Annotated in this window: 23 protein-coding genes; 11 read left to right on the top strand and 12 right to left on the bottom strand. The window is 70.5% G+C overall.

All coding sequences use genetic code 11. The features are described 5' to 3' along the window. The first annotated feature begins 122 nt into the window (after nt 1-122). The 4 genes from ACIBCK_RS27190 (at nt 123) to rocD (ending at nt 3,888) form a co-directional block, all read left to right on the top strand. Nucleotides 123-725, top strand: a complete 603-nt coding sequence (locus ACIBCK_RS27190; RefSeq protein ID WP_399394349.1) for an RNA polymerase sigma factor — start codon at nt 123-125, stop codon at nt 723-725. Between the two features lie 5 nt (nt 726-730). Beyond that, nucleotides 731-1,591 (top strand): hypothetical protein, encoded by an 861-nt coding sequence (locus ACIBCK_RS27185; protein WP_399394624.1) that lies wholly within the window; start codon nt 731-733, stop codon nt 1,589-1,591. Nucleotides 1,592-1,667: 76 nt separating this feature from the next. Beyond that, nucleotides 1,668-2,462 carry a hypothetical protein gene (locus ACIBCK_RS27180; protein WP_399394347.1) on the top strand — a complete coding sequence of 265 codons (795 nt, stop codon included), beginning with the start codon at nt 1,668-1,670 and terminating at the stop codon, nt 2,460-2,462. Nucleotides 2,463-2,685: 223 nt separating this feature from the next. After that, nucleotides 2,686-3,888, top strand: coding sequence for an ornithine--oxo-acid transaminase (gene rocD, locus ACIBCK_RS27175; RefSeq protein WP_399394345.1), 1,203 nt, complete (start codon nt 2,686-2,688; stop codon nt 3,886-3,888). A gap of 27 nt (nt 3,889-3,915) precedes the next feature. Here rocD and ACIBCK_RS27170 read toward each other — a convergent pair whose 3' ends face one another. From ACIBCK_RS27170 to ACIBCK_RS27160, 3 genes are all read right to left on the bottom strand, one after another. Beyond that, nucleotides 3,916-4,704: an SAM-dependent methyltransferase gene (locus tag ACIBCK_RS27170; RefSeq protein WP_399394344.1), complete on the bottom strand. Its 789-nt coding sequence runs from the start codon at nt 4,702-4,704 to the stop codon at nt 3,916-3,918. A gap of 86 nt (nt 4,705-4,790) precedes the next feature. Continuing rightward, nucleotides 4,791-5,978, bottom strand: a complete 1,188-nt coding sequence (locus ACIBCK_RS27165) for a glutathionylspermidine synthase family protein (RefSeq protein ID WP_399394342.1) — start codon at nt 5,976-5,978, stop codon at nt 4,791-4,793. Nucleotides 5,979-5,986: 8 nt separating this feature from the next. Then, a complete protein-coding gene (locus ACIBCK_RS27160) occupies nt 5,987-6,418 on the bottom strand; it encodes a hypothetical protein (RefSeq protein ID WP_399394341.1) in 432 nt (143 codons plus the stop codon). A 142-nt stretch (nt 6,419-6,560) separates the two neighbouring features. Here ACIBCK_RS27160 and ACIBCK_RS27155 point away from each other — a divergent pair, with 142 nt between their 5' ends. Beyond that, a complete protein-coding gene (locus ACIBCK_RS27155) occupies nt 6,561-7,517 on the top strand; it encodes a hypothetical protein (RefSeq protein WP_399394622.1) in 957 nt (318 codons plus the stop codon). A 432-nt stretch (nt 7,518-7,949) separates the two neighbouring features. Here the strand turns inward: ACIBCK_RS27155 and ACIBCK_RS27150 are convergent, their stop codons facing one another. Further along, a complete protein-coding gene (locus ACIBCK_RS27150; protein WP_399394339.1) occupies nt 7,950-9,356 on the bottom strand; it encodes a PLP-dependent aminotransferase family protein in 1,407 nt (468 codons plus the stop codon). A gap of 47 nt (nt 9,357-9,403) precedes the next feature. Between ACIBCK_RS27150 and ACIBCK_RS27145 the strand changes: the two genes are divergently transcribed. The 5 genes from ACIBCK_RS27145 to ACIBCK_RS27125 all read left to right on the top strand — a co-directional run bounded on the left by ACIBCK_RS27145 (nt 9,404) and on the right by ACIBCK_RS27125 (nt 11,752). Further along, complete coding sequence (locus ACIBCK_RS27145) at nt 9,404-9,937, top strand: carboxymuconolactone decarboxylase family protein (RefSeq protein WP_367044423.1); 534 nt, start codon at nt 9,404-9,406, stop codon at nt 9,935-9,937. Next, the gene (locus ACIBCK_RS27140; protein WP_399394337.1) at nt 9,934-10,380 is read left to right on the top strand and encodes a carboxymuconolactone decarboxylase family protein; all 447 of its coding nucleotides are present in this window, start codon (nt 9,934-9,936) and stop codon (nt 10,378-10,380) included. The genes ACIBCK_RS27145 and ACIBCK_RS27140 overlap by 4 nt, the downstream gene beginning before the upstream one ends. A 26-nt stretch (nt 10,381-10,406) precedes the next feature. Then, nucleotides 10,407-11,132: an isocitrate lyase/phosphoenolpyruvate mutase family protein gene (locus ACIBCK_RS27135; RefSeq protein ID WP_399394621.1), complete on the top strand. Its 726-nt coding sequence runs from the start codon at nt 10,407-10,409 to the stop codon at nt 11,130-11,132. A gap of 105 nt (nt 11,133-11,237) precedes the next feature. After that, nucleotides 11,238-11,438, top strand: a complete 201-nt coding sequence (locus ACIBCK_RS27130) for a RuvA C-terminal domain-containing protein (protein ID WP_367044420.1) — start codon at nt 11,238-11,240, stop codon at nt 11,436-11,438. After that, the gene (locus tag ACIBCK_RS27125; RefSeq protein WP_399394335.1) at nt 11,435-11,752 is read left to right on the top strand and encodes a type II toxin-antitoxin system PemK/MazF family toxin; all 318 of its coding nucleotides are present in this window, start codon (nt 11,435-11,437) and stop codon (nt 11,750-11,752) included. The genes ACIBCK_RS27130 and ACIBCK_RS27125 overlap by 4 nt, the downstream gene beginning before the upstream one ends. Nucleotides 11,753-11,801: 49 nt before the next feature. Here the strand turns inward: ACIBCK_RS27125 and ACIBCK_RS27120 are convergent, their stop codons facing one another. The 5 genes from ACIBCK_RS27120 to ACIBCK_RS27100 all read right to left on the bottom strand — a co-directional run bounded on the left by ACIBCK_RS27120 (nt 11,802) and on the right by ACIBCK_RS27100 (nt 19,087). Next, on the bottom strand, nt 11,802-12,752 hold the full coding sequence (locus tag ACIBCK_RS27120) for an ABC transporter substrate-binding protein (RefSeq protein WP_367044417.1): 951 nt from the start codon (nt 12,750-12,752) through the stop codon (nt 11,802-11,804). A 22-nt stretch (nt 12,753-12,774) separates the two neighbouring features. Continuing rightward, nucleotides 12,775-14,751, bottom strand: a complete 1,977-nt coding sequence (locus ACIBCK_RS27115; protein ID WP_399394334.1) for an ABC transporter permease — start codon at nt 14,749-14,751, stop codon at nt 12,775-12,777. After that, nucleotides 14,751-15,887: a glycine betaine/L-proline ABC transporter ATP-binding protein gene (locus ACIBCK_RS27110; protein WP_399394332.1), complete on the bottom strand. Its 1,137-nt coding sequence runs from the start codon at nt 15,885-15,887 to the stop codon at nt 14,751-14,753. The genes ACIBCK_RS27115 and ACIBCK_RS27110 overlap by 1 nt, the downstream gene beginning before the upstream one ends. Beyond that, the gene (locus ACIBCK_RS27105) at nt 15,884-17,428 is read right to left on the bottom strand and encodes a GMC family oxidoreductase (RefSeq protein WP_399394330.1); all 1,545 of its coding nucleotides are present in this window, start codon (nt 17,426-17,428) and stop codon (nt 15,884-15,886) included. Before ACIBCK_RS27105 ends, ACIBCK_RS27110 begins: the two co-directional genes overlap by 4 nt. 138 nt (nt 17,429-17,566) lie before the next feature. Continuing rightward, on the bottom strand, nt 17,567-19,087 hold the full coding sequence (locus tag ACIBCK_RS27100; protein WP_399394619.1) for an aldehyde dehydrogenase family protein: 1,521 nt from the start codon (nt 19,085-19,087) through the stop codon (nt 17,567-17,569). A gap of 174 nt (nt 19,088-19,261) precedes the next feature. On the opposite strand from ACIBCK_RS27100, the gene ACIBCK_RS27095 reads away from it, so the two are divergent. Beyond that, nucleotides 19,262-20,044, top strand: coding sequence for a hypothetical protein (locus ACIBCK_RS27095; protein ID WP_399394328.1), 783 nt, complete (start codon nt 19,262-19,264; stop codon nt 20,042-20,044). Between the two features lie 35 nt (nt 20,045-20,079). On the opposite strand, the gene ACIBCK_RS27090 is transcribed toward ACIBCK_RS27095, so the two are convergent. The 3 genes from ACIBCK_RS27090 to ACIBCK_RS27080 form a co-directional block, all read right to left on the bottom strand. Continuing rightward, on the bottom strand, nt 20,080-20,625 hold the full coding sequence (locus tag ACIBCK_RS27090; protein WP_399394326.1) for a hypothetical protein: 546 nt from the start codon (nt 20,623-20,625) through the stop codon (nt 20,080-20,082). Further along, a complete protein-coding gene (locus ACIBCK_RS27085; RefSeq protein WP_399394325.1) occupies nt 20,622-20,870 on the bottom strand; it encodes a helix-turn-helix transcriptional regulator in 249 nt (82 codons plus the stop codon). Before ACIBCK_RS27085 ends, ACIBCK_RS27090 begins: the two co-directional genes overlap by 4 nt. A gap of 144 nt (nt 20,871-21,014) precedes the next feature. Then, nucleotides 21,015-22,004, bottom strand: coding sequence for a malate dehydrogenase (locus tag ACIBCK_RS27080; protein ID WP_399394323.1), 990 nt, complete (start codon nt 22,002-22,004; stop codon nt 21,015-21,017). Nucleotides 22,005-22,426 lie beyond the last annotated feature (422 nt).

Raw genomic sequence — 22,426 nt, 5'->3', positions numbered from 1 at the left:
ATCTTGTCCTGTCGCCCCGGGTTCTCCCCCCGCTTCTCCCCCGGTTCTCCCTCGCTCCGATCCGGTCGTCTCCGGTCGTCGCGAATACGGAACCGATCCCGGTCGGCCGGTGTATCAAGAGTGTGAGGGCACAGGGGGAGGTCCTGGAGGGGGGCCGCGTCGTCGACGAGGGTGCGGTGATCGCGCGTGTGCGCGCCGGGGAGGCGGAGGCGTACGCGGAGTTGGTGCGCGCCTTCACCGGGCTCGCGCTCAGGGCGGCCGTGGCACTCGGGGCGGGAGCGGACGCGGAAGACGTGGTGCAGCAGGCCTTCTTCAAGGCGTACTGCTCCTTGGGGCGGTTCAGGGACGGCTCGGCGTTCAAGCCGTGGCTGCTGTCGATCGTCGCCAATGAGACGAGGAACACAGTGCGTTCGGCGGTCCGGCAGCGGTCACTCGTCGGACGCGAGGCGGCGCTCGCGGAGGCGGAGCCGCTGATACCGGAATCGGCGGACCCGGCGGTGGCGGCGCTGCGTGACGAGCGCCGGACGGCTCTGCTCGCCGCGCTCGACCGGCTGAGCGAGGAGCACCGCCTGGTCGTCACGTACCGCTACCTCCTGGAGATGGACGAGACGGAGACGGCCGAGGCGCTCGGCTGGCCGCGGGGCACGGTCAAGTCCCGGCTGAACCGCGCGCTGCGGAAGCTGGAGCGAATCCTGCCGCAGGGAGCGGAAGGAGGTGACGGGTGACGGGCATGGGTGAGCGGGGCGACGGCCGGGAGCGGGGAGCCGCCGATGAGGCCGGGCGGGGCGCCCGTCGGCTTCCCGAGGAGCTGCGGGCTCTGGGCCGGTCCTTCGACTCCGCCGCTGGCATCGATGCCACCGGGGAATCGATGGCCGAGCGGGTCCTGGCGCAGATCATCGCGGAGTCGGTGCCGGTCCCGGTGGCCGAGCCGCCGGGCCGTGTCTCCCGGCTGCGGTCATGGCTGCGGGCGCGGTGGCGGCTCCTTACGGCCGCGTTGTGCGGGCTCCTGACAGCGGCGGTGCTGACGCCGCCGGTGCGGGCGGCGGTCTTCGAATGGTTCGACTTCGGCGGTGTCGAGGTGCGGTACGACCCGTCGGCGCCCCCGCCGACCAAGGCCGGCATGCCGGGGTGCGGTGACGGGGTGAGCCTGTCGGAGGCCGAGCGGCGGGCCGGGTTCGCGCCCGTGGTCCCGGGCGTACTCGGCGCTCCGGACGCCGTGGCGGTGACGCGCGAGCCGGGCGCGCGCGTCCTGATCACGCTCTGCTGGCGCGACGACGGGCGGACGATACGGCTCGACGAGTTCGCGGCCCGGCTCGACCAGAGCTTCAGCAAGACGGTGACGGAGCGTCCCGACTGGGTGGCGGTCGGCCGGGAGACGGGGCTGTGGTTCCCGCGCCCGCATCGGCTCACGTTCTGGATGGTGGAGGGCGACGGCGACCGGTGGACGCGCTCCGAACGGACGGCGGGGCCGACGCTCCTGTGGACGCACGGGCCGAAGCTCACGCTGCGGCTCGAAGGCGTGGCGTCGAAGGAGCGGGCGCTGGAGATCGGGAAGTCGGTTCCGATCGGCCGGGGCGGATCGGGAACCTGAACGGCTCGGGCGGTGTACCAAAAGTGACGCGGTGCGGACGGTCGTGCCGGAGAGCGGCTGGGGGTCGGATATGCGGATGCGGACGACACGGGCGATGTGGGGATCGGCGGCGGGGGCCGTGGCCGCCCTCGCACTGGTGGTCATGGGGGCGCCGCAGGCAGCGGCGGGCGGATCGACGAGCGTCCTCGTGGTCTCGCCCGAGAGCGGCCAGAGCACGGCGCTCTACATGAGCGACGAGGAGTACGGCGATCTTGAGCGCGGCCTCGGCGTCATAGGCGACATGGGTAAGGGCCGGAGCGAAGAACCGCCGGGGCTTTCCATGGACGACCCGACCCGTCAGATCAATGTGACGTGGATGCTCCACGACGTGCAGCCGTGGCGGGTCGACCGGGCGTATCCGGTGGCACCCGGCAAGGACGGTGAGGAGGGCAAGGAGGGCAAGGAGGATAGGGGCGCCGCGGTCGTGTGGATCCACACGACGACGGACGTCGAGTCCATGACGGGCACCTGGCACAAGGCGAAGGACCCGACGCGTCTGACGGCACTGTTCAAGAAACTCGGCGTCCTGGGGGCGACTGCGGACAGGGGACGGCACGCGATACCGCCGAGGCCGGAATCGACCCCGCCGCAGGAGTCCACCGCCGCATCGGGGCCCCGGGCCGGCTCCGGTCAGGCTGCGGGTGACCGGAGCCACGCCGCGCCGGGCGACGACAGCACGGACTGGTGGTGGGCAATACCGGGCGGCGCGGCGGGGGCCGCGGGAGTGCTGTTGCTGCGGGGGCCGCTCGCCGAGCGGCGGTCGCTCCTTGCCTCGCCTCGCGGACGGCGGGCTCATGAGAACGGCCCGCGACAGGAGTTGAGGGACGTGTGACGGCTGCGGCCGTCTCCCGCCGCTGAGAGCTTGGGGAAGGTCGGCACCTCGAAGGTTCTGGCTCGCAGGGCTTCCTGGGGGATTTTGCGGTGCGCCAGTCGCCGTGCTGCAGAAACCAGCCTGTCGGGCACGCCGGGACGGCAGGTTTCTTCGCCCACGATCCGAGCGACGATAGAACTTGGGCGCCACACCCGCCCCACGCCGCAGGACGAACGGAGACCCCGTGTCGACTACCGAAGAGTTCATCACCTCGGCCGAAGCGCACAGCGCGCACAACTACCACCCGCTGCCCATCGTGGTCGCGTCCGCCGAGGGTGCCTGGATGACCGACGTCGAGGGGCGCCGCTACCTCGACATGCTGGCCGGGTACTCGGCGCTGAATTTCGGGCATGGCAACCGCCGCCTGATCGACGCGGCCAAGGCGCAGCTGGAGCGTGTGACGCTCACCTCGCGGGCCTTCCACCACGACCGGTTCGCCGAGTTCTGTACGCGGCTCGCGGAGCTGTGCGGCAAGGAGATGGTGCTGCCGATGAACACCGGGGCGGAGGCGGTGGAGACGGCCGTGAAGACCGCAAGGAAGTGGGGGTATCAGGTCAAGGGCGTGCCCGACGGGCGGGCGAAGATCGTCGTGGCACGGGACAACTTCCACGGGCGGACCACGACCATCGTCAGCTTCTCGACGGACCACGAGGCGCGGGCGGACTTCGGTCCGTACACACCGGGCTTCGAGATCGTGCAGTACGGCGATCTGACGGCGCTGCGGGCGGCGGTCACGGAGAACACCGTGGCCGTACTCCTCGAGCCGATCCAGGGAGAGGCCGGTGTTCTCGTGCCGCCGGCCGGATATCTGGCGGGCGTGCGGGAGTTGACGCGGGAGCGGAACGTCCTCCTCATGGCGGACGAGATCCAGTCGGGGCTCGGCAGGACGGGCAGGACGTTCGCGTGCGAGCACGAGGGTGTCGTCCCGGACGTGTACATCCTGGGCAAGGCGCTCGGCGGGGGCGTCGTGCCGGTGTCCGCTGTGGTGGCGGACGCGGATGTGCTGGGGGTGTTCAAGCCGGGCGAGCACGGGTCGACGTTCGGCGGCAATCCGCTGGCGTGTGCGGTGGCGTTGGAGGTGATGGCGATGCTGAGCTCGGGCGAGTTCCAGCAGCGGGCCACCGAGCTGGGCGAGCATCTGCACGCCGAGCTGGGGCTCCTCACCGGTACGGGCGCGGTGACGCAGGTGCGGGGGCGCGGGCTCTGGGCGGGCGTCGACATCGAGCCCACGCACGGCACGGGCCGCGAGATCTCCGAGAAGCTGATGCAGCGGGGTGTGCTGGTCAAGGACACCCACGGGTCGACGATCCGGCTCGCTCCGCCTCTGGTGATCAGCAAGGAGGACCTGGACTGGGGGCTTGATCAAATTCGGGCTGTGCTGGCTTAGATCGCTGGGGGGGGCGGAATCCCCGGCTCAGTGTTTGGCGCCGACTCCGCCGAACATGGCCACGTCCTCGGCTTCGGCTGCCGACCCCTCCGCTCGCCAGCGGTTGCAGGACACCACCCCGGGAGCGAGCAGCTCCAGTCCCTCGAAGAAACCGGCGACCTGCTCGGGGGTGCGCTGTGTCAGCTTGGGCGTGCCGTTCTCGTTCCAGAACGCGACCGCCTCGTCCACGTCGGGCATCTCCGGGCTGGTGATCGTGTGCGAGAGGACCAGATGGCTGCCGGCCGGCAGCGCGTCGAGCAGGCGGCGCACGATGCCGTACGCCTCGGAGTCGTCGTCGATGAAGATGACGACACCGAGCAGGATGAGGCCGACCGGCTGGTCGAAGTCCAGGGTCTTGGCCGCGTGTTCGAGGATCTTCTCGACGTTGCGCAGGTCCTCGTCGAGGTAGTCGGTCCTGCCTTCGGGGGCGCTGGTGAGCAGGGCGCGCGCGTGGGTGAGGACCAGCGGGTCGTTGTCCACGTAGACGACACGCGACTCGGGGGCGAGCCGCTGGGCGACCTCGTGGGTGTTGTCGGCGGTCGGCAGGCCGGTGCCGATGTCGAGGAACTGCCGGATGCCGCACTCGGTCACGAGGTGGCTCACGGCGCGCCCGAGGAACTGCCGGTCGGCCAGCGCGTACGCGCCGATGCCGGGGTGCAGCGCGCGGATCTGGTCCCCGGCGGCCTGGTCGACGGGGTAGTTGTCCTTGCCGCCGAGCCAGTAGTTCCAGATCCGGGCCGTGTGAGGCTGCGTGGTGTTGATCCTGCTGTCGGTCATGTGCGCGGTCGCCTCCGAGTCCGTGGTCGAACAACCGGCAGCGTACTCGGGCGACTTGAGGGACGGCCGCACAGCCCCGACCGGCCTCAGAGGATCACGTGCGGCAGGAATCTCGCGTACTCGTCCGTGATCAGGCCCGCCGACTCCCGGATGCCGAGCCCCGCCGCCTCGTCCTCGACGACCCACGCGCCGAGCACCACACGGTTGCCGTCGAAGTCGGGCAGGGGCGCCAACTCCTGGTAGCAGCAGGCGTCCTCGCGTACGACGGGTGCGGCGCCCGGTGGGTGGACCGTGACGCCGGCGCCTTCGCGGCCGAGGAGGGGCTTGGCGACGTAACCCCGCTCGGAGGCGAGCTCGCGGGGGCCGTCCAGGTAGGCGGGGAGGAGGTTGGGGTGGCCGGGGTACAGCTCCCAAAGGATGGCCAGCAGCGCCTTGTTGGAGAGGAGCATCTTCCAGGCGGGTTCGATCCAGAGGGTGGAGCCGGTGCCGCCGCCGTTGTCGAGGGTCTCCAGGACGTGCGGGGCGAAGCGGTCGGTGGTCAGCCACTCCCACGGGTAGAGCTTGAAGCAGCTGCGGATGAAGCCGAGCTTCTTGTCGACGAAGCGCCGCGAGAGCCGGTCCCAGCCGATGTCCTCCATGGAGATCGCCTCGGTGGCGAGCCCGGCCTGCTGCGCGGTCTCGCGCAGATACGCGACCGTCATCAGGTCCTCGCCCAGCTCGTCACCCGCCGAGTGCGCGAAGTACAGGGGGCCGCCGGGCGGGAGCAGCGACGCCTGCTTCTTCCAGGCGTCGACGAGGCGTTCGTGGAGAGAGTTCCACTGGTCGGCGCCCGGGAAGCGCTCCTCCATCCAGAACCACTGCGGGCTCGCGGCCTCGACCAGGGAGGTCGGGGTGTCGGCGTTGTACTCCAGCATCTTGGCCGGGCCGCTCGTGCCGTCGTAGTGGAGGTCGAACCGGCCGTACAGGGAGGGAAGTTCTGCCCGGCGGTGCCAGGCCTCGGTGACCGCGTCGGCCACTCGGGGGTCCGTGATGCCGAGGTCGGCGAGGCGGCCGTGCGTGACGATGTGCTCGGCCGCGGCGAGGCACATCGTGTGCAGCTCCTCGACGACCTCTTCGAGGGCCTCCACCTCGGGGAGCGTGAAGACGTAGTAGGCGGACTCGTCCCAGTACGGGCGCAGTGAGTCGTCGGGGTAGCGGGTGAGGGGGTAGATGAGCCCCTGGTCCTCGACCGTCTGCTGCCAGCCGGGGCGGGGGGTGGTGGCGCGGCGCTCCATGGTCCGGCTCAGCCGCCGCCGCTGCCGTTGCCCGAGCAGCCGAAGCCGTCGCGGTCGACTGCCTCGCTGCGGCTGAAGGTGCCGTCGTCGGCGTAGCGCCCGTCGATGTCGGCGTCGTAGTACCAGTCGGCGTCCATACGGCCGGTCCTGCCGGTACCGGTGCCCGTACCCGTGCTCGTCCCGTACGAACTGCCGCCGCTCTGACGCCCCTTGCCGTACGAGGACGACGAGCCGGAGGACGAGCCGGAGGATGAACCGCTCTTGCAGTTCTTGTCGGCGACGATTTTGTAGCCGGTGAGGTAGTCGTAACTGTCGCGGTCCACGCACCGCTTGTCCGGTTCCGAACCGCACGAGGTCAGGGCCGCCGCGAGGACGCCCATTCCGCCGAGTATCACCGTGCTGGACCGCAGCCTGCGCCGCGGGTCCTTCTGCTCTGCCATCTGCTTTCCGTTCCCCCGTTGTCGTACGTGCGTTGTCGTACGTGATCACTTGATCGGCGATCAGCGTAGGTAAGGGGCCCCGCGCCACGCCAACCGGCTCAGCCGAATCCCCTTCCTCTACAGTCACTTCGTGTCTCTTGGGATGATTTGCGCACTCGGTTCAGCGGTCTGCTTCGGCACGGCCTCCGTCTTCCAGGCCATCGCGGCCCGCGCCACCGCGCCGGGGACGGGGTCCGGGGTCGACCCCGCGCTGCTGCTGCGCGCGGTGAAGCAGTGGCGGTACATCGTGGGGCTCGGGCTCGACGGGCTCGGGTTCCTGCTCCAGATCGTGGCCCTGCGTTCCATCCCGATCTACGCCGTCGGCGCGGCCCTCGCCGCGAGCCTGGCCGTCACCGCGGTGGTGGCATCGCGGTTGCTGCGGGTGCGGCTCAGCGGGGTGGAATGGTCGGCCGTGGGGGTGGTGTGCGCGGGGCTCGCGATGCTGGGGCTCGCTTCCGGGGACGAGGGGGATGACGCCGGTTCGAGGACGCTGCGGTACGTGATGCTGGGCGTGGCGGTGGGGGTGTTGGTGCTGGGGGCGGCCGCCGGGCGGCTGCCAGGGCGGGGGCGGGCGTTGGCGCTGGGGCTCGGGGCGGGGTTCGGTTTCGGGGTGGTGGAGGTGTCGGTCCGGCTGATCGACGACGCGTCGCCGGGTGCGCTGGTGGCCAACCCCGCTGCTTACGCCCTGCTGGTGGGTGGAGGGGCGGCGTTCCTGCTCCTTACGTCGGCGTTGCAGCGGGGCTCGGTGACGACCGCTACCGCGGGGATGGTGATCGGGGAGACGATCGGGCCCGCGGTGGTGGGGGTGGTGTGGCTCGGGGACCGGACGCGGGACGGGATGGAGTGGCTGGCGGTGCTGGGGTTCGCGGTAGCCGTGGCGGGCGCACTGACCCTGGCCCGCTTCGGCGAGGCGCCGACTCCTGCGGAGGGCTCGGAGCCGATCGGTTCGCCCGGCCCGTCGGGCCCCTCCGGCGCGTCCGGCCCGCCCGGCCCGTCGGGTCCGTCCGGCCCGCCCGGCCCGTCGGGTCCGTCCGGCCCGTCGGGTCCGTCCGGCGGCTGAGGACACTTGGTGGCGGGGCTGTGGGGTTGCCCTGGCGTGATTCGTGAGGCGGTGGGGTCAGGTCAATCAGCCCGTCCGGCGACTGAGAACACTCGGACTCGGCGACAGGGCTCTGGGGTTGCCCCTAGCGCGCTTCGCGATGCCGTGGGGTCAGGTCAACCAGCCCGTCCATTCGCGAGGCCGTGGGGCACGGTCAATCAGCCCGTCCGGCGTTTGAGGACGAACTCGGCGGAGCCGGTGATTGCGGTGCGCACAGCTGCGGGGCGGTGATTGCGGTGCGCACAGCTGCGGGGGCGGCGTCTCGGTGCGTACGGCTGCCGGAGCGGTGGCCTCGAAGCACACGGCTGCCGGAGCGGTGGCCTCGGAGCGCACGGCTGCGGGGGGCGATATATACCCCCGAGGGAAACAGCCGCGGAGGGGGACGGTTCAGCCCTACGGCAGTGCCCTGCACAGGGCATCCAGCGCTGCCGCCCAGCCGTGGTCCGCCGGCGTGCCGTATCCCACCACCAGCGCGTCCCGCTCAGGGAGGCTCGCGGCGGGGTGGCGGAAGCTTGCCAGGCCCTGCACCGCGAGCCGTTGCCAGCTCGCCGCCTGTACCACCGCGCGCTCCGTGCCCGGCGGGAGTTCGAGCACCGCGTGCAGCCCCGCGGCGATCCCCGTGGCCCGCACCTCCGGCGCCCGTGCGGCGAGGGCGGCGACCAGTTGGTCCCGTCGGCGCCGGTAGCGCAGGCGCGCGCCCCGCACATGGCGGTCGTACGCGCCCGACGTGATGAACTCCGCCAGCGTCAGCTGGTCCAGCGCCCCGCACGCCCATTCCGCGCCCCCCTTCGCCTCGACGACCTCGGCGGCGATGGGCGCCGGAAGGACCATCCAGCCGAGCCGGAGGCCGGGGGCCAGGGACTTGCTGGCCGTGCCGAGATAGACCACGCGGTCGGGGTCCAGGCCCTGGAGCGCGCCCACCGGCTGCCGGTCGTAGCGGAACTCACCGTCGTAGTCGTCCTCCAGGATCAGGCCGCCCGCGCGCCGGGCCCAGTCGACGGCCGCCGCGCGGCGGTCGGGATGCAGTGGGTCCCCGGTGGGGAACTGGTGGGCGGGCGTCAGGAGGGCGACCTTGGCCGATCCGGCCCCCAACTCCGCGGTGGATGTGCCCAGTTCGTCGTAGGGCAGCGGCCTTGTCCGCAGCCCCGCCCGGTGCAGAAGATTCCAGTGCACGTCGAGGCCGTACGACTCGACCGTCACCTCCCGCAGACCGCGCGCCCGCAGCACACCGCCCAGCACGCGCAGCCCCTGTGCGAACCCGGCGCAGATGACGATGCGGTCCGGATCCGTGTGCACGCCACGCGCCCGGGAGAGATACCCGGCGAGTGCCGTGCGCAGCTCGATGCGGCCGCGCGGATCGCCGTACCCGAGGGCGTCGTTCGGGGCGGTGGCCATGGCCCGGCGCGCGGCCTTGAGCCAGGCGGCGCGCGGGAACGAGGAGAGGTCGGGGGTGCCCGGCATCAGGTCGTACGTCGGGCTGCCCGCGGCCCTGCGGTGGGGGGCGGGTTCGGCGGGGCGCGGCACGGCGCGTTCGGCGACGCGGGTGCCCGAACCCTGGCGCGCGGTGAGCCAGCCCTCGGCGACGAGGTCGGCGTACGCGTCGGCGACGGTGTTGCGGGCGATGCCCAGGTCCACGGCGAGGGAGCGGGACGAGGGGAGGCGGGTGCCGGGGGCGAGTCTGCCGCCGCGCACCGCTTCGCGCAGGGCGTCCGTGAGGCCCTTGCGCACGCCGGAGCGCGTCGCGTCTCCCCCGGTCTCCAGGTGGAGGTCGACACCCAAAGTGGCCCAGGAATCTTCCATGGGAATGGACCATACCCGTGGGCTACTGTGCCCGTACGTTCGATGTCATGACGACGATCGACAACACCCACGGACAGCCGCAGCAGACCAAGGAATACGTCCACGAGCACACGCCCCGCCTCGACTGGCACACCCAGGCCCCCGAGGTGTTCAAGGCGATGATCCGGCTCGACGCGGCGGCCCGTAAGGGCGTCGACCCGGTGATCCTGGAGCTCGTGAAGATCCGCGCCTCGCAGCTCAACCACTGCGCGCTCTGCGTCGACATGCACAGCAAGGACGCGCTCGCCGCGGGCGAGAGCGTGGAGCGGATCATCCAGCTCAGCGCGTGGGAGGAGTCGCAGCACTTCTACACGGCGAAGGAGGTCGCCGCGATCGAACTGGCCGAGGCGATCACCGTCCTGACGGACGGCTTCGTGCCGGACGAGGTGTACGACAGGGCGGCTGCCCTCTTCGACGAGCAGGAACTGACGCAGCTGATCGCCGCGATCACGGTGATCAACGCGTGGAACCGCTTCGGCGTCTCGACGCGTCAGGTGCCGGGCCACTACAAGGCCGAAGCCAAGGCCGGAGGCCACAAGTGAGCCCTCGGACCACCCACCTCGACAAGGGCGTCACCAGCGCGCTTGCCGCGCTGAGCGCCGCCGCGAAGAAGGGGCTCGGCGACCCTGTGCTCGCCGAGCTCGTGATGATCCGGGCCTCGCAGATCAACGCGTGCGCGTTCTGTCTGGACATGCATGTGGACATCGCCGTGAAGAACGGCGAGACGGCGAAGCGGATCGCTCTCCTCAACGCCTGGGCGGAGGCGGGTGAGCTCTACAGCGAGCGGGAGCGGGCCGCGCTCGCGCTGACCGACGCGGTCACGGTCCTCACGGACGGGTTCGTCCCCGACGCGGCGTACGAGGCGGCGGCGAAACACTTCGACGAGGCCGAACTCGCCCATCTCATCGGGGTGATCACCGTCATCAACAGCTGGAACCGGGTGATGGTCAGCCGCCGGATCGAGCCGGGAGGGTACGCGCCGTGACGGTACGAGCAGTGACGGTACGGGCCGTGGGCCTCGCGGACGATTTCCGCGCGCTGCATCGTGGGCGCGCGCCCGGTGACCCGCTGGTCCTGCCCGGACCGTGGGACGCGGCCAGCGCGGGGGTCTTCGTGGACGCCGGATTCCCGGCGCTCGCGACGCCGAGTGCGGGGATCGCGGCGTCGCTCGGTTACGCGGACGGGGAGGTGCCGCCGGACGAAATGTTCGCGGCGGTGGCCCGGATCGTGCGGTCGGTCGGCGAGGCCGTGCCGGTGTCCGCGGACATCGAGGACGGCTACGGGCTGCCGCCGAAGGAGCTGGTGGAGCGGCTTCTGGAGACAGGCGCGGTCGGCTGCAACCTGGAGGACTCGGGCTCGTCGGGCGGCGCTCTGAAGGACCCGCGCGAGCAGGCGGACTTCCTGGCGGAAGTACGTTCTGTCGCGGGCCCGGGGCTGTTTCTCAACGCGCGCGTGGACACGTTCATCCGGGGCGTCGCTGATCCCGGGCTGGCGGTGGAGCGGGCTCGGCTGTACGTCGAGGCGGGCGCGGACTGCGTCTACCCGATCATGGCGCCTCCGGAGGCGCTGCCGGTGCTGCGGGCGGGCGTCGAGGGCCCGATCAACGCGGTGGCCAAGCCCGGCGGCCCTTCCCTCCGGGAACTGGGCGAGTTCGGCGCCACGCGGATCACGTTCGGCCTCGGGCTGCAGATCCGGGCGACGGAGGCGTTGCGGACCATCGCCGCAGAGTTGGGGTAGCCGTGGAGGCGCCGTTGAATGCCCGGCCGAGAGGCCGGGCGACCGCACGACCACGCGTTGAACAAACGTTGCACAGATGCTCGACACGGGACTACGCTGGCCTACATGGCGAGCACCATAGGGTTCAGGCCCACAGAGGCGGACGAACGCATCATCAAGGCCGCCATGCGAGGCGGCGACAGCACGAGTGACGTCATCCGCCGCGCCCTGCGTCTCCTCGAGCGCGAGGAGTGGATGACTGAGGCGCGAGCGGCGGCGGAACGTCTGGCGGACGAGGACCTCTCCACGGAACCGGACGCCTGGTGATCCGGGGGGCCGTCTACCGGGTCGACCTCGGCGATGCCAAGCGGGGGCACGAGCAGCGTGGGCGTCGGTACGGGCTCGTGCTCAGCCCCACCTCCATGCCCTGGAACGTCGCGACGATCATCCCGACGTCCACCAGCGCACAAGCGGCGGTATTCCGTCCGGAACTGGAGATCGCCGGCACCCTGACGCGACTGCTTGTCGACCAGATCCGCTCCGTCGACGTCACGTACATCCACGGCGACCCCGTGCACTACCTCGACCGGCATGAGATGGCTGAGGTCGAGCACGCCCTCAGCCACTACCTCGGCATGTGACGCACCGTGCCGGGCCCTCGTTGACGGGGCCCGGCACGGTGCGTCGTGGTTACTCAGGCAGCCAGCCCCGCCACTTCGACTCATGGTCGGCGACCCACGCCTTCGCCGCGTCCTCCGGCGCCATCTTCTTGTCCGCGATCATCAGCGAGACCTCGTTCTGGTCCTCCTCCGACCACTTGAAGTTCTTCAGGAACTCCGCCGCGTCGCCGCCCTTCTTGGCGAAGTCGGCGTTGAAGTACTTCTGCAGGGGCGTGTGCGGGTAGGCGCACTTGATCTTGGCGGGGTCGGCGTCGCAGCCCTCCTTGTACTCGGGCAGCTTCACCTCCGTCATCGGCACCTTCTCGAACAGCCACTGCGGCTTGTACCAGTACGACAGGAACGGCTTCTTCTGCTTGGCGAACTGCTCGATCTGCGTGATCTGCGCCGCCTCGGAACCCGCGAAGACGACCTCGTAGTCCAGACCGAGGTTCTTCACCAGGGCCTTGTCGTTCGTGACGTACGACGGGGAGCCGTCCATGAGCTGGCCCTTGCTGCCGCTCTCGGAGGTGCGGAAGTCCTTCGCGTACTTGTTGAGGTTCTTCCAGTCGGTGACGTCCGGGTGCTTCTTCGCGAAGTACGTCGGGACGTACCACCCGATGTGCCCGGTGACCCCCACATCACCGCCGGGGACGATGGTCTTCTTGTCCTTGATGTAGCGCTGCTCCTGGTCCGGGTGTCCCCAGTCCTCCATGATCGCGTCGACGCGGCCCTGGCTGAGCGCGTCCCAGGCGGGGACCTCGTCGATCTGGACCTTGTCGACCCGGTAGCCGAGCTCGTGCTTGAGCAGATACTCGGCGACGGCCACGTCCGCCTGCGCGCCGACCCAGGACTGGACGGACAGCGTCACGGTCTTGGCGCCCTCGGCGTTGGCGTACGGGGACGCCTGCTTGGTCATGTCGGAGGCGCAGCCCGAGAGGGCGAGGAGGGCACAGCCCGCCGTCGCCGCACTCGTCACGCGCATCACACGCGTACGTACTCGCATGTCACGCACCCTTCTTCGTGCTGTGTCCCCGGCGTACCGTCGGCTGCGTGACCCGGTCGAGCATGAGCCCGAGGCACACGATCGCCGCACCGGCCACGAGGCCCGTGGCCAGGTCACCCTGAGCGAGGCCGAACACCGCTTCGTAACCGAGTGCGCCACCGCCCACCAGACCGCCGATGACGACGACGGCGAGGATCAGGACGACCGCCTGGTTGACGGCGAGCAGGAGCGCCGGGCGGGCCAGCGGGAGCTGGACCTGGCGCAGTTGCTGCCAGCTGGTGGCGCCGAGGGAGTGGGACGACTCCATGGCGGCGGCGTCGACCTGGCGCAGCCCCTGCGTGGTGATGCGGATGACGGCGGGCAGCGCGTACACGATGGCCGCCGCGACCGCGGGGGCGCGGCCGATGCCGAAGAGGGCCACGACCGGGATCAGGTACACGAACTGCGGCATCGTCTGGAAGACGTCGAGCACGGGCCTCAGGATCTTCTCCAGGCGTGGACTGCGCGCCGCGGCGACGCCGATCGCGAAGCCCAGGACCACGGTGACGGCGACGGCCGCAAGGACCTGCGCGAGCGTGTCGAGGGACGGCTTCCACACGCCGAGTACGCCGGTCGCCGCCATGGCGAGGACGGCGGTGAGCGCGGTCTGCCAGGTGCCGATCAGCCAGGCGAGGGCCGCGATGACGAGGAGCACCGACCACCAGGGCAGGCCCTGGAGGCCGTCACGGATCGGGTCGAGGACCCAGGTGGTGAAGCGCGCGGCCCAGTCGGCGGTGCCGCCGACGACGGGCACGCCGGTGTAGATGTGGTCGACCATCCACTCCTTGGCCGTGTTCACCGGCTCGGCGATGTTCACGATCCAGCTCTCGGGCCACTCCAGGCGGTCCGCGAAGCGCGCGGCGAGCGCGGCCACGACGGTGGCCGCCGCTGCCACGGACCAGCCGCGCCCGCCCCGCAGCGGCGAGTCGTCCTGGGTGTTGGCGCCCAGCCGCTCCCCCGCGGCGCCCGTCACGCGGTCCAGGACCACGGCGAGCAGCACGATCGGGATGCCGGCCGCGAGCGCGGCTCCGACGTCCACCGAGCCGAGGGCCTGGTAGACGCGGTCACCGAGACCGGCGCCGCCGATCATCGACGCGATGACGGCCATGCCGAGCGCCATCATGATCGTCTGGTTGAGGCCGAGAAGGAGTTCCTTGCGGGCCAGCGGGAGGCGCGCGGAGAGCAGGCGCTGGCGTGCGGTGGTGCCGAGCGATGTCACCGCCTCCATCACGCCGCCGTCGGCGCCGCGCAGGCCGAGCGCGGTGAGCCGGGCCATCGGCGGAGCCGCGTACACGACGGTCGCGATGACCGCGGCGGGCACGCCGATGCCGAAGACCAGGGCGACGGGCAGCAGATACGAGAAGGCCGGGAGCACCTGCATGGTGTCGAGGACCGGCCGCAGGATGCGGAAGACCCGGTCGTTGAGACCGCCCGCGAGGCCGAGCAGCATGCCGAGGACGACGGAGACGAACACGGCCACGATCATCAGGGACAGCGTCTGCATCGTCGGCACCCACATGCCGAGCAGCCCGCACAGGCCGAACGAGGCGGCGGCAAGGACCGCGAGCCGCACGCCCGCCACCCGCCAGGCGACGAGCGCGGCGCCGACGGTCACTCCGGCCCAGCCGGCCGCGAGCAGCACCAGGTAGACGCCGCGGATGGAGAGCACGATGCCGTTGGAGATGTTGCCGAGGACGTAGACGAACAGCGGGTGGCTGTCGCGGTTGTCGATGATCCAGTCGGTGGTCCTGCCGAGCGGCTCCGTCAGGTCGACGGTGAGCGCACCGGGCCAGGCGCCGGACGCCCACTTGGCGTTGACGATGGGGATGAGGATCGCGGCGGCGACGGCGAGCAGCACCAGCTTGCCGACGGCACGGTGGCGCAGGAGCGCGCCGATTCCCGAGTCGCGTACGGGAGTCGAAGCGGTGGCGGTGGCCATCAGGCGACCACCTCGCCGGTATCGGAGCGACCCTTGTCGGGCTTCGTCACACGCCCGTCCGCCGGGGCCACGCCCGCGACGACGCCGAGCAGCGCCTCGTGGTCGACGACGCCGAGGCAGCGGGGGCCGTCCATCACACGCACCGGGAAGCCGGACTTGGCGACGGCCTCGATGGCGTCGGCGACCTTGGCGTCCGGCGCGAGCGCCGGGCCGCGGTCCTGCTCGTCGGTGTCCGCGGGGCGCATGGCGGTGCGCACGCTCATCACGTCGGCGCGCGCCACGTCCCGTACGAAGTCGCGTACGTAGTCGTCGGCCGGGGAGCCGACGATCTCCTCGGGCGTGCCGAGCTGCACGATGCGGCCGTCGCGCATCAGCGCGATGCGGTCGCCCAGGCGCAGGGCCTCGCTGAGGTCGTGGGTGATGAAGACCATCGTGCGGCCCTCCTCGCGGTGCAGGCGGATGACTTCTTCCTGCATGTCGCGACGGATGAGCGGGTCGAGGGCGCTGAACGGCTCGTCGAAGAGCAGGACCTCGGGGTCGACGGCGAGGGCGCGGGCGAGGCCGACGCGCTGCTGCTGGCCGCCGGAGAGCTGTCCGGGCTTGCGCTGTTCGAGGCCTTCGAGGCCGACCTTGGCGACGACTTCGAGCGCCTTGGCGCGGCGCTCGGCCTTGCCGACGCCCTGGATCTCCAGGCCGTACGCGACGTTGTCGAGGACGGTGCGGTGCGGGAGGAGGCCGAAGTGCTGGAAGACCATGGCGGCGCGGTGCCTGCGCAGTTCGCGAAGGCGCGCCTTGTCCATGCCCAGGACGTCCTCGCCGTCGATCGCGATGGACCCCGATGTCGGCTCGATGAGCCGGGTGAGGCAGCGTACGAGCGTCGACTTGCCGGAGCCCGAGAGGCCCATGACGACGAAGACCTCGCCCTTCTTGACCTCGAAGGACACATCGCGCACGGCGGCGGTGCAGCCGGTCTGCTCGCGCAGTTCGGCGGGGGTGAGGTCATGGAGGGACGTGTCGCCCGGTATTCGGTCCGCCTTCGGGCCGAACACCTTCCAGAGGTTCTCGACGGCGAAGACGGGTCCGTCCGCGGACTCCGGTGCCGTGTCTTGCGTTGTTTTCACCAAGGCCTCGCTCATCGGCCGTCACCACCCAGCATCTCGGCACACTTCTCCCCGACCATGAGCACTCCGATCATCGGGTTCACGGCGGGCATCGTCGGGAAGACGGATGCGTCCGCGATACGGATTCCTTGAAGTCCCCGGATCTTCAACTCCGGGTCCACCACGGCGAGTTCGTCGGTGGTGGCACCCATGCGGCAGGTTCCCGCCGGGTGGTAGACGGTGTGCGCGGCCTTGCGCACGAGTTCGCTGATCTCGGCGTCGTCGGTGACATCGGGGCCGGGGAAGACCTCGCGCTTGAGCCACTTGGCGAAGGGCTCGGCCTGCGCGACCTTGCGGGCCAGCTTGATGCCGTCGACGAGGGTCTGACCGTCGTAGTCGACGCCGTTCTCGTCGTACTCGAAGTACTTGAAGTCGAGGGCGGGCTTCACCTCGGGGTCGGCCGACGTCAGGTAGACACGGCCGCGCGCACGGGACTTGGGGATGTTCGGCGTCATCGATACGCCGTGCTCCGGGCGTTCGTAGCCCAGGCGCTCCGGGTTGTCCGTGAACGGAATTTGGTAGAAGTGGAACATCAGGTCGGGGCCCTTGTGCTCCGGGTCCCGCTTGACGAAGAGGCCCGCGTCGGAGTCCATCGCGGAGTTGCCGGGGATCGGCCCGTTCGTCTCCCAGACGATGACCGACTCGGGGTGGTCCAGGAGGTTCTCGCCGACGCCCGGCAGGTCGTGCACGACCGGGATGCCGAGGGCTTCGAGGTCCTTCGCCGGGCCGATGCCGGAGTGCATGAGCAGGCGCGGGGTGTCGACGGCGCCCGCGCAGACCAGGACCTCGCGGCGGGCGGTGAGCAGCTGCTCGGCGCCGTCCTTCGTACGGATGTGCACGCCGCGCGCGGTCTTGCCTTCGAGCTCCAACTTGGTGGCCCACGTCTCCAGGAAGAGGCGGAGGTTCGGGCGGTCGCCGGCCTCCATGTGGGGGTGGAGGTAGGCGACGGACGCGGAGGAACGCTTGTTGTTCTCCGGGTGGTACGACAGGTCGAAGAAGCCGACGCCCTCGTCGAAGGGCTTGTCGTTGAAGCCGACGACCTCGGGGACGCCGAGCGCGCTCTTCGTCGCCTCGACCCAGTCGGTGGCGATCTGGTTCTGGTCCTTCTTGGCGACGCGCACGATGTTGTTGCGCAGCTTGCCGAAGAAGGGGTCCATCGCCTTGGCGCCCCAGCCGGTGGCACCGGCCTCTTCCCACTCGTCCCAGTCGGAGGGCAGCGGCTTGAAGGAGATCAGGGTGTTGTGCGACGAGCAGCCGCCGAGGACCTTGGCGCGGCTGTGCAGGATGTGCGAGTTGCCGCGCGGCTGCTCGGTGGTGGTGTAGCCGTAGTCGAGGTCGCCGCCGAGCAGGCCGAGCCAGCGGCGCAGCGTGAGGACGTCCTCGCGGTCGATGTCGCTGGGGCCGCCCTCGATGACGGCGACGGTGACGCCCGGGTCCTCGGTGAGCCGGGACGCGATCACCGACCCTGCGGTTCCGCCACCGACGATGACGTAGTCGTACTCAGTGGTCTCAGCCATGCGTGCTGCTCCTCTTCCTGCGAGGTGTGGTGCCAAGGTGCTTGCGCGTATAGAGCGGGGGGTGCTCGGATGTACGGATACAGATACGTGCGCGGGGGCGGGACTGCCGCCCCCGCGCACGCCTGAGTGCTTCGGGCCTCAGCCCGTGAACCAGCGGACCGGCTGCGGAGCGAGGTTCTGGTAGATGTGCTTGGACTCGCGGTACTCGGCGAGCCCGGCGGGTCCGAGCTCGCGCCCGACGCCGCTCTTGCCGAAGCCGCCCCACTCCGCCTGCGGAAGGTAGGGGTGGAAGTCGTTGATCCAGACCGTGCCGTGGCGCAGCCGCCGGGCCATGCGGCGGCCGAGGCCGGCGTCGTTGGTCCAGACGGCGCCCGCGAGGCCGTACTCGGTGTCGTTGGCGAGCGCGACGGCCTCGTCCTCGGTGCGGAAGGTCTCGACGGTCAGGACCGGGCCGAAGACCTCCTCGCGCACGACCTTCATCTCGCGGTGGCACTGGTCGAGCACGGTCGGCTCGTAGAAGTAGCCGGTCGCGGGGCGCGTTTCGCTGGGCTCGGGGCGCTTGCCGCCGGTGCGCAGGACGGCGCCTTCCTCCAGGGCGGAGGCGACGTACATCTCCGTCTTCTCGCGCTGCTGCTGCGAGACGAGCGGGCCGCACTCCACGCCGTCCTCGGTGCCGCGGCCGAGCTTGATCCTGCTCGCACGGCGGGCGAGTTCGGCGACGAAGCGCTCGCGCACCGACTCCTCGATGATGAGGCGGCCACCGGCGGAGCAGACCTGCCCGCTGTGGATGAAGGCGGCGTTCAGCGCCTGGTCGACGGCGGTGTCGAAGCCTTCTTCGGTGGCGCAGGCGTCGGCGAAGACGACGTTCGGGTTCTTGCCGCCGAGTTCGAGGGCGACCTTCTTGACGCCGAGGGCGGCGGCCTGGGCGACCTTGGTGCCGGAGACGAGGCCGCCGGTGAAGGAGACCAGGTCGACGTCGGGGTGGTCGGACAGGCGTGCGCCGACGGTGTGGCCGGGGCCGGTCACGATGTTGGCGACGCCGGACGGCAGACCCGCCTCGACGAGCAGCTCGATCAGCGCGACCGTCGTCAGCGGAGTGACCTCACTCGGCTTGATGACGAAGGTGTTGCCCGCGGCGAGCGCGGGGGCGATCTTCCAGCTGGCCTGGAGGAGCGGGTAGTTCCACGGGGTGATCATCGTGCAGACGCCGACGGGCTCGTGCACGACGACGCTGTGGATGTCGTCGGAGCCGGCGTCGACCACGCGGCCCGCGCCCTCGCCGATCACCAGGTCGGCGAAGTAACGGAAGGCGTCGGCGACGCAGTCGACGTCGACGCGGCCCTCCTCGACGGTCTTGCCGGCGTCGCGGCTCTCCAGGAGCCCGATCTTCTCCCGGTCGCGTACGAGGAGGTCGGCCACGCGGCGCAGCAGTGCGGCCCGCTCGGCGACGGGCGTGGCCGGCCACGGTCCGTGGTCGAACGCCTCGCGTGCGGCGGCGATGGCCGCGTCGGTGTCCTCGGTGCCGCCCTCGGCGATCAGTGCGAACGGCTTGGCGTCAGCCGGGTCGAGGATCTCGCGTGTGGCGCCGGAGAGGGCGTCGCGCCACTCTCCGCCCACGTGGATGGTCTGTTGTGCGGACACGTCCCGTTTGCCTTCCATTCCTGTCATACGCCCCGCCGGTCACGCGCGGTAGCCGGGTGCACATGCCCCAGGGCGGAGAAACCATGCGCATTACATAACTGAAAGTGCGCTGTGTCACTGCGCGTGCAGGCACCTGGGGTGAAACGTACGCTCGAAGGATGGTTTGTGGGTTTCACCCATGGAGGTGGCGCTATGCGTGGAACATCCAAGCGGCGGACCTGGGCCACCGCGGCCTGCACGGCCACCTGCACGGCTGCCGCGTTGCTGGTCGCACCGGCTGCCGCCCTCGCCGACACGGAGGATCTGAGCGCCCAGGAGATCTCCGACAAGGCGCAGCGGGAGCTGCTCGACGCGAAGTCCGTCCATCTGAAGCTGGAGCAGCGGGGCGCGAACACGGACGGCGACGAACCGGTCTCCATGGACCTCACCCTGGACCAGGACGACAACTGCGTCGGCTCGCTGCGCATGGCCGACGACGGCGGCGGCCTCGAACTGATCAAACAAGGCAAGAAGGTCTGGATGAAGCCCGACCTCGCCTTCTGGAAGGCCCAGCTCCCCGGCGGCCGGGGCGAGGCGGCGGCCGAGGTGATCGGGGACCGCTATCTCTACGGCACGACCGACGACGCCCTGCTCAGGGACATGGCCGGGGTCTGCGACCTGAACGCGATCCAGGACGAGGTGAAGAACAAGTCCGACGACAACACGGCCCTGAGGAAGGGCGAGACGACGAAGGTCGACGGCACGTCCGTCATTCCCGTCACCGGCAGGGAGGACGGCAGGACGACCACGTTGTACGTCGCGACGGAAGGCACTCCGTACCTGGTCAGGGCCACGGAGAAAGGCGGAGGGACCGACTCGACGCTGAAGCTCAGCGACTACGACAAGCCGGTCCCGACGAAGACTCCGTCCGACGAGGACTCCGTGGACGTTTCTCAGCTGCGGGGCCAGGTGACGGCCAAGCCGGCCACGTACTGAGCGCTACACGTACTACGGACTACCCGTACAGCGCGCTACTCGCCGGCCTCGTCGAAGTCCGCGGGCTCATCCTGAACCGCGAGGCCCGCGACCCACAGCGGCATCAGCCAGTGCACGACGAACACGGTGAAGAGGGCGGGGAAGAGCAGGTCCTCGGTGTCCCAGCCCTTGTGCGCCGCGAATCCCGCGGCGACGGCGGCCGCGAGGAGCAGCCACAGCATCAGCTGACGGGCACGGGCCGCCACCCGGACCCGCTCCGCGCGCTGCCGCTCATCCAGGGCGCGTTCGCGCAGTTCGAGGAGGCCGCGCGTGGACGCGTTGATGGCGCCGGTGGCGACACACCAGGGCAGAGCGAGACCGAGCATCGTCCACGTCGCCCAGCGCTGGTCGCCGACGGCCGAGAGCAGCCAGGTCGCGATGCTCGCCACGGTCAGCGCGATGTGGGCGCAAACCACCAGTCGCCTGCGCGCGGCGGTCGCGTACATCGGCGCTCCCTCGCGCCGGTTCATGAGAGCGAGCATCCGCCGGTCGTACCCGGTCATCGGTCGCGCCTCCGTCTGCGTCATCTGCTGGTCCGTCATGCCTGACTCCTCCCGTAGACCTCGTCCGTGAGCGGGCGGAACGGCTCGAGGGAGAACAGCGCCTCCACCGGCAGCCCGAAGAACACCGCGATCTTCAGCGCCAGGTCGAGGCTCGGGTTGTACTGCCCGCGCTCGATGTAGCCGATGGTCTGGTAGTGGACCCCCACCGCCTCGGCCAGGCTCTGACGCGACACTTTCCGCTCCGCGCGCACCATCGCCAACCTGTTGTGCACTTGCTCGCTCATGTATAAGAAGTACTACATCGGCGAGCAGGTGCGCAACAGAGGTCATCCGGAGACGTTCATCTGGCGGCGTGGCCGGACGCACGTCACCCCCGACTGCCGGTCGGGCGGCTGCCGGGGGTGACGTGGGGTGGCGTACGTGTCGTACTAGATGAGGCCGAGGCCGCGGACCGCCTCGCGCTCCTCGGTGAGCTCCTGCACGGACGCGTCGATGCGCGTGCGGGAGAACTCGTTGATCTCCAGGCCCTGGACGATCTCGTACTTGCCGTCCTTGGTGGTGACGGGGAAGGAGGAGATGAGGCCCTCCGGAACGCCGTACGAACCGTCCGACGGGATACCCATCGAGGTCCAGTCACCGGCGCCCGTGCCGTTCACCCACGTGTGGACGTGGTCGATGGCGGCGTTGGCGGCGGAGGCGGCCGAGGACGCGCCACGGGCCTCGATGATCGCGGCGCCGCGCTTGGCGACGGTCGGGATGAACTCGTCGGCGAGCCAGGCCTGGTCGCTCACGACGTCCGCGGCGTTCTTGCCGGCGATCTCCGCGTGGAAGATGTCGGGGTACTGGGTGGCCGAGTGGTTGCCCCAGATGGTCAGGCGCTTGATGTCGGAGACCGACGAGCCGGTCTTCTTCGCCAGCTGCGACAGCGCGCGGTTGTGGTCGAGGCGGGTCATCGCGGTGAAGCGCTCGGCCGGTACGTCCGGGGCCGCGGCCTGCGCGATGAGCGCGTTGGTGTTGGCCGGGTTGCCCACGACGAGGACCTTGATGTCGTCCGCGGCGTTGTCGTTGATCGCCTTGCCCTGCGGCTTGAAGATGCCGCCGTTGGCCTCCAGGAGGTCACCGCGCTCCATGCCCTTGGTGCGCGGGCGGGCGCCGACGAGGAGGGCGACGTTGGTGCCGTCGAAGGCGACGTTCGGGTCGTCGCTGATCTCGATCGAGTTCAGCAGCGGGAAGGCGCAGTCGTCGAGCTCCATGGCGGTGCCCTCGGCGGCCTTCAGGGCCGGCGTGATCTCGAGCAGTCGCAGATTGACCGGCACGTCCGCGCCGAGCAGGTGGCCGGACGCGATGCGGAAGAGCAGCGCGTAGCCGATCTGGCCGGCCGCGCCGGTGACGGTGACATTCACGGGAGTGCGGGTCATGGCGATCTCCGTAAGACAGCTGGCGGTGAGGGTCCCAGCCCCTTGTGCGGGGTCCCCTTGTGCTGGATCCCCACCGACGCCCTCGATGATCGATCTCTTGGCATCAAGAGAGATCCGCCGCTCAGGCTATCGCGCCCCGCCGACCCCCGAACCCCGGGAGGGTGTGGCCCACCCCACAGAGATCCACGCGGGCCGCCCGGCCGCGATTCTCGGGCCCCGTTCGGCGTCCACGAAATTTCCGCGAAATCGACAGGCATGTCTTGGGCGAGTGAGGGCACACGCACCTGTACCCCCACGGGAGTGGTCACACCCCCAGGCGGCCGCCACGCTCCCCCCCCCCCCCCTGAGGTGGTGGCCGCCCACTCCCGTCGGTTCCCCCCTTGCACCCGGCCACCCCCCGGCCGGGTGCTCTCCTTTGTTCT

It is taken from the genome of Streptomyces sp. NPDC051218 (genome assembly GCF_044455475.1).
Lineage (GTDB): Bacteria > Actinomycetota > Actinomycetes > Streptomycetales > Streptomycetaceae > Streptomyces.
This window is presented reverse-complemented; position numbering and strand designations above follow the sequence as displayed.

What these genes read in the sequence shown, in the direction of transcription:
- ACIBCK_RS27170 (WP_399394344.1), bottom strand. Translation starts at nt 4,704, where the DNA reads ATGACCGACAGCAGGATCAACACCACGCAGCCTCACACGGCCCGGATC.
- ACIBCK_RS27130 (WP_367044420.1), top strand. Translation starts at nt 11,238, where the DNA reads ATGGCGAGCACCATAGGGTTCAGGCCCACAGAGGCGGACGAACGCATC.
- ACIBCK_RS27145 (WP_367044423.1), top strand. Translation starts at nt 9,404, where the DNA reads ATGACGACGATCGACAACACCCACGGACAGCCGCAGCAGACCAAGGAA.
- ACIBCK_RS27185 (WP_399394624.1), top strand. Translation starts at nt 731, where the DNA reads ATGGGTGAGCGGGGCGACGGCCGGGAGCGGGGAGCCGCCGATGAGGCC.
- ACIBCK_RS27150 (WP_399394339.1), bottom strand. Translation starts at nt 9,356, where the DNA reads ATGGAAGATTCCTGGGCCACTTTGGGTGTCGACCTCCACCTGGAGACC.
- ACIBCK_RS27095 (WP_399394328.1), top strand. Translation starts at nt 19,262, where the DNA reads ATGCGTGGAACATCCAAGCGGCGGACCTGGGCCACCGCGGCCTGCACG.
- ACIBCK_RS27085 (WP_399394325.1), bottom strand. Translation starts at nt 20,870, where the DNA reads ATGAGCGAGCAAGTGCACAACAGGTTGGCGATGGTGCGCGCGGAGCGG.
- ACIBCK_RS27155 (WP_399394622.1), top strand. Translation starts at nt 6,561, where the DNA reads ATGATTTGCGCACTCGGTTCAGCGGTCTGCTTCGGCACGGCCTCCGTC.
- ACIBCK_RS27090 (WP_399394326.1), bottom strand. Translation starts at nt 20,625, where the DNA reads ATGACGGACCAGCAGATGACGCAGACGGAGGCGCGACCGATGACCGGG.
- ACIBCK_RS27115 (WP_399394334.1), bottom strand. Translation starts at nt 14,751, where the DNA reads ATGGCCACCGCCACCGCTTCGACTCCCGTACGCGACTCGGGAATCGGC.
- ACIBCK_RS27105 (WP_399394330.1), bottom strand. Translation starts at nt 17,428, where the DNA reads ATGGCTGAGACCACTGAGTACGACTACGTCATCGTCGGTGGCGGAACC.
- ACIBCK_RS27120 (WP_367044417.1), bottom strand. Translation starts at nt 12,752, where the DNA reads ATGCGCGTGACGAGTGCGGCGACGGCGGGCTGTGCCCTCCTCGCCCTC.
- ACIBCK_RS27160 (WP_399394341.1), bottom strand. Translation starts at nt 6,418, where the DNA reads ATGGCAGAGCAGAAGGACCCGCGGCGCAGGCTGCGGTCCAGCACGGTG.
- ACIBCK_RS27165 (WP_399394342.1), bottom strand. Translation starts at nt 5,978, where the DNA reads ATGGAGCGCCGCGCCACCACCCCCCGCCCCGGCTGGCAGCAGACGGTC.
- ACIBCK_RS27180 (WP_399394347.1), top strand. Translation starts at nt 1,668, where the DNA reads ATGCGGACGACACGGGCGATGTGGGGATCGGCGGCGGGGGCCGTGGCC.
- ACIBCK_RS27110 (WP_399394332.1), bottom strand. Translation starts at nt 15,887, where the DNA reads ATGAGCGAGGCCTTGGTGAAAACAACGCAAGACACGGCACCGGAGTCC.
- ACIBCK_RS27100 (WP_399394619.1), bottom strand. Translation starts at nt 19,087, where the DNA reads ATGGAAGGCAAACGGGACGTGTCCGCACAACAGACCATCCACGTGGGC.
- ACIBCK_RS27080 (WP_399394323.1), bottom strand. Translation starts at nt 22,004, where the DNA reads ATGACCCGCACTCCCGTGAATGTCACCGTCACCGGCGCGGCCGGCCAG.